The organism is Streptococcus loxodontisalivarius (assembly GCF_016908645.1).
Lineage (GTDB): Bacteria > Bacillota > Bacilli > Lactobacillales > Streptococcaceae > Streptococcus > Streptococcus loxodontisalivarius.
On the sequence record NZ_JAFBEH010000075.1, the window covers coordinates 1 to 5,069 of the forward strand.

The window sequence follows — 5,069 nt, forward strand, 5'->3', positions numbered from 1 at the left end:
ACTTAACAAGACACCTCTACTTTAGCATAAAGAAAAAGTAGTGAGTACTCTCTCCCGTCGGAGATTTCCTCACTACTAATCTTAGTATGTTTTTTAAGATTACTGCCATTATACACTTTTTAGGGCTAAATGCCTTTGAAAAAATCTCAAACAGACAGATCTCACTTACCAGCATTTATCTAAAAAGATTTCCATGCGCCAGCATTTGTGCTAAACTAAAAACAAGTCAATTCTTTAGGAGGTTTTATGACCAAGATACTCGAATCATTTTTAAACTGGTACCTGCTTGCCGACAGCCAACCCTTGGACGAAGGTAAAATCAGACAGGCACAGAAAAAATTCACCAAACTTCTCAGATCATCTCTACTTTTGCTCTTGCTTCTTGTAGCCTACCACATCTTCAAGCAGACCCAGGCACTAGCATTTGTCCTTATCATCTGCCTGACCTACATCTTCTTTGTTCTAGGCTTTTTGGTCGTCTATCTGATTCAGACGATTTTCCAACAGGAGGCTTTTAGACTTACGAAAAATGGCAGAGCTGGCTTTATCCGACTTTCCAGCTACTATCTCTATATGTTTGTCCTAGGCTTTCCCTTCTTTATGACTCTGCTCGACCTCTATTCAAAAGAAAAATTCACTTGGACACTCTATCTCAACAATCTCGGAAAAGGCGTCCTTATGGGAATCGCCCTCGTTGCCTTAACAGCCTTTGCCCAATTTTTTAAGAAAGAAAAATAAGAAAGCAAAAACTCAAAACCAATAAAAATAAAGTCAGAAAGTTTAAATTGACTCTCAAAGTCTTCTGGTGGCAGATCATCTAGTAGTAGGTCATCATAGACAATTCTATTCGAATAATCTTTAAAATCTAATTTCATTTTTTTGAAGACTTTAGTATCGTTAATTTCCCAATTCCTCAACACTTCAAATATGTTCATAAAATCTTCAGAATTTTCCACTGAATTGGGATCAATTATAGAATGAAAGTCTACTCTGGAATTAAAAAAAGCGTAATCAGTATAGTAATAACTGTTATTTATGCTATATCGTAATCCAATACTATCAATTAACAATTCATTCAAGATCGAAACAACCCCATCTGATATCTGTTTTTTATCTTGAGCACTATCTAGTACATCAAATTTTGAATGAATTTCTCTAAAATTCACCTTGCAATCACTCACTATAAGAAATTTATAATAATAATATAAAAAACTATATGAATCAGTATCTTTTTTCTCGCTAAAATTCTTTTCAAAAACAGATTGTAACTTATCAAGTGTAATGTCCATTTTATACTTATTTACTTTAAATTTCGACCATAAAAATTCATCCTTTGGTGTCAATTCTGAATTATATAGTACTACTACTTTTATTGTGAACTTTGAAGAAATATAATCAATAAAGCTAAAAATTGCATTAAACTCTTCTAGAGAGGAACTACTATTCTCATCATAATATGCAGTTCTCTCAATATCATCAAAAATTATAATCGAACCACTTTTTATATAATTTATTCCTGAAATTTCACTTACTACACTAAAAATATCACCTATTAATGGGATCTTTTTTAGTATTGACATAATTGTTTTTTCTTCAATAGTTTTTTTCAATTCAGATTCTAAATTTTCCCTTGTCTTTAACCCAAAACAGGAGATTTTATACAAATGATTAGTCTTATTGTTTCCATAACTAAAAAATGTGTCAATAAAACGTGTCTTCCCAACTCCCCAAGGACCATCAAGCCAAAAGACATTTTTTTGAGAATCAGAGTATTTATTAGAGTCTCCTTCATCATTTAAGAACTCCTTCAACTTAATATGGTAATCTTTATTATCATACTCTCCGTACTTTTCTCTATCAAGTAGTTCAAATTTCTTCTCTTTTTCTTTTTTACTTAAGCAACATTTTATTAATATAGTACCCACGGTCAATATTGAAAGTAAATAAAACACCAATTTATAATAGAAAACAGTAATGTTCCAACTAACTCCTATAGAGTATAAAAGCATACTAGATAAATGAATTGTTTTATTAATAAAAAATAATGTCCATGAAACAATAAGTATATTATTCCAATTTTCCTTCAAAAAACTTTTCAAGTCATAAACCTCCAATGGTTAAACTTTTCCTAGTTAGTATTATATCATAAACAGATACATCCTAATATAATCACTTTGAGCTATGACTACTCTTAACCAAAAAGTCTAGGACACCGTCCTAGACTTTTTCTATGTTCTTCTTGTATAACGCATGACATCGTATGGTAGGCTATTAAGATTGTCTTTGAGGGAATAAGATTCCAACTCATTAACCTCACGGCGGAGTCGTTTGGCGTAGCGGTGACTAATCAGTTCTTCCGCTTCGTATTCTGAAATCAGCTTACGCTCCAAATAATAGCCGCGCAGCATTTCATCGATATTGGTTGGCTTAGCACGCGCAATAACACGCTCGATAAAGACCCCTGTACCGATAATCTCAGCCTCACGCAATCTCGAATCCTGCAAGAACTCAATCAAACTCGGATTATAGACAGATTTGAGGTTGAAGAAACTTTCTAGAATGATTTCTGTATTAGCCAGATAGAGATCGATAATCTCCTCACGCTCAGACTCAACAAAATCACGAGGTTTGACATTCTTCTTGAAAATAAAACCGATCAAGATCAGATAATGCCAGCAGCGTCTCACGAAACGTAGGAAAACAATCAAACTATAACGCAACTGAGAAACAGCTGTGCGATTGATATTGTGTTCCAAATTTCTCAAATACTGCTGGTAAAGGTGATAACCCTTGTCCTGTATACGACCGTCTTCAAAGGCCTTTTCCAGACCATCACTTTCAATCGAAAGGACCAACATCTGCAAATCAGCCAAATCTTTTTGGATCTGCTGATCTTCTTGTTTGAGGATCAGCTGCTCAATCCGTCCATGATAATTATCGATAGCCGCATAGATTGGTGCTTTCTGACTAGCTTCCTGAAGGTCATCTTCCAATAATAGAAGAACTTCATTCAAGATGGCAATCTGCATCTTATTATCAACCTGATTTTTCTTAGGCTGAGCTAGTCTAGGCAGTATCACAATACCAGTCAGGAAGCTGACCAGAGTCACCCCTGCCACCACAAACAAAATCAAAGCATAGACATCTTCTTCCAGATTCGTTGGCAAGAGCAAGATCGTCGCAACTGAAACAGTTCCCTTAACACCTGAAAAGGTCAAGGTCAAAATATCATTGGCATATTCTCTCAGTGGCTTGGTTAAGAGTCTCTTGGAAATCAAGAAATAAAACCAAATCATGGCCCATCTGATAACAAAAAGAAGAACTGTCAAACTTATGATAATGCCAATCAGTTCCAGATTATCATAAAGTGGACTGGCAAAAATCGGACCTGACAACTGAGCCAATTCTACCCCAAGAATCAAGAAAACCAGTCCATTGAGAATGAAGGTCACCGTTTCCCAGACTGTCTCTGTGACAGTATCAACCTGAGCAGCAAATAGGGTAATCTTCTTGAAGCGCGCTGCATTCATTATCCCTGCAACCACTACTGCGATAATGCCAGAGGCATGAATCTCCTCAGCCAAGAAAAAGGTAACCAGAGGTAGGCTCAGCTCTAGAAGCAGAACCGAAGCGATATCAATAACCTTGAAATCAGACAGAACGCGAAGAGCGTAGCGCTGCAAAATTGCCGTCAAAAAGCCCATTAGTAGACCACCCATGATGGACAAGAGAAGCGACCAACTGGCTTGACCCAGCGAGAACTGTCCAGTCGATAGGGCAGTGACAGCTACCTGAAAGGCAACTAGACCCGAGGCATCGTTGAGAAGCCCTTCTCCCTTAAGGATATTTTCCACTTTTTTGGGAAAAGCAAAGCGACCAGACAAAGAAGCAAAGGCAACCAAGTCAGTTGGCCCCAGAGCAGCTCCAATGGCAAGAAAGGCAGCCAAAGGAATAATGCCTAAAATACTGTGTCCCACAAAACCAATCCCCAGCGTGGTCATAAAGACAACTGGAAAAATCAAAAAAGTGATAAGATGCCAGTTTTTCAGAATACTAGTGACATTGCTTTCCGCTGCCTCTCGAAAGAGGAGAGGACCAATGACCAGAGCCAAAAAGAGGTCTGAATCAAAAGAAAAATGATGATGCCTAGCCACCAAACCAACACCAATCCCCAAGGCAACCTGAACTAGAGGTAGAGGAATTCTGGTGAAGAGTCGATTAAGAACATTGGAAAAAGCCAGCAACAAGAGGAAGACAATTAGATAAAGCAAGAGATGCTCCACTTTTTACCCCCTTGATTCTACCTTTTGACAACACTTCTTATAAAGAGACTTTTGTTTAGCAATCTTCTCATCCACAGATGTCAAGTCTGCACGGTCCATCATCAACTGACAACGTTCCATCTCCAGACCAACCATTTTTTGCTTGATTTTAGCGATTTTTCGAGAAGACAGTGTCTCCTGATCAACCGTCTCCTGGCTATCTGCTGGACGTTCTACGTATTTTTGGCGCAGATTGCTCAATACTTTTTTCAAGTCTTTCTCATGCATGTTTCCTATCTCCTAGTATGATGAAATAAACTTTATTTTACCACATTTTTTTGATTTTCGCTCTTTTGGGAAATGGCAGAGCTGGATTTTTTTAGAAAAGCTTAAGCTAAAATCAGTAGACTGAACCAAAGGAGTTCTTATGGTCAAATCTGTCAAAACATCTAAGAGAAAGGTCAGACTACTGACCCTATCTCTGATTTCCAGCCTAGGTATGCTTGTCCTTGGCTTATCAATAATATCATTTCGATTGGCTGACGAGGACAATCCCAATAACCATCCTCTCAGAATCCTCCTAGTCAGTTGGACCCTACTCCTCCTTGCCCTATTCCTGCTCATCAAACATCAAAAGAAGATGAAAAGCAAACGTCAAGAAGAAGAGACAAGACAGCATTCACACCATTGGACCTATCCGTTAAAAGAAAACAAAAAGAGGCTGGGCAAAAACTAGCTTCAGAATAGAAAAAAACGAGCACTTCCGCAGTCGGAGATGCTCGTTTTCCAATGTCATGGTTTATAATT

At 37.5% G+C, this 5,069-nt stretch carries 5 protein-coding genes; 1 reads left to right on the plus strand and 4 read right to left on the minus strand.

Annotated features, from left to right (window positions below; translation table 11 throughout):
- Nucleotides 1–246 precede the first annotated feature (246 nt).
- Nucleotides 247–738: a hypothetical protein gene (locus JOC28_RS10255; RefSeq protein WP_205010592.1), complete on the plus strand. Its 492-nt coding sequence runs from the start codon at nt 247–249 to the stop codon at nt 736–738.
- Here JOC28_RS10255 and JOC28_RS10260 read toward each other — a convergent pair.
- The 4 genes from JOC28_RS10260 to JOC28_RS10275 form a co-directional block, all read right to left on the minus strand.
- Nucleotides 648–2,099: a P-loop NTPase fold protein gene (locus tag JOC28_RS10260; protein WP_205010593.1), complete on the minus strand. Its 1,452-nt coding sequence runs from the start codon at nt 2,097–2,099 to the stop codon at nt 648–650. The two genes, JOC28_RS10255 and JOC28_RS10260, sit on opposite strands and share 91 nt — an antisense overlap.
- 129 nt (nt 2,100–2,228) lie before the next feature.
- Complete coding sequence (locus JOC28_RS10265) at nt 2,229–4,283, minus strand: cation:proton antiporter domain-containing protein (protein ID WP_205010594.1); 2,055 nt, start codon at nt 4,281–4,283, stop codon at nt 2,229–2,231.
- A 3-nt stretch (nt 4,284–4,286) separates the two neighbouring features.
- Entirely contained in the window at nt 4,287–4,550 is a 264-nt protein-coding gene (locus JOC28_RS10270; RefSeq protein ID WP_205010595.1) for a hypothetical protein, read from the minus strand.
- 335 nt (nt 4,551–4,885) lie between these two features.
- On the minus strand, nt 4,886–5,069 hold a 184-nt coding region (locus JOC28_RS10275; RefSeq protein WP_205010596.1), incomplete at its 5' end, for a hypothetical protein.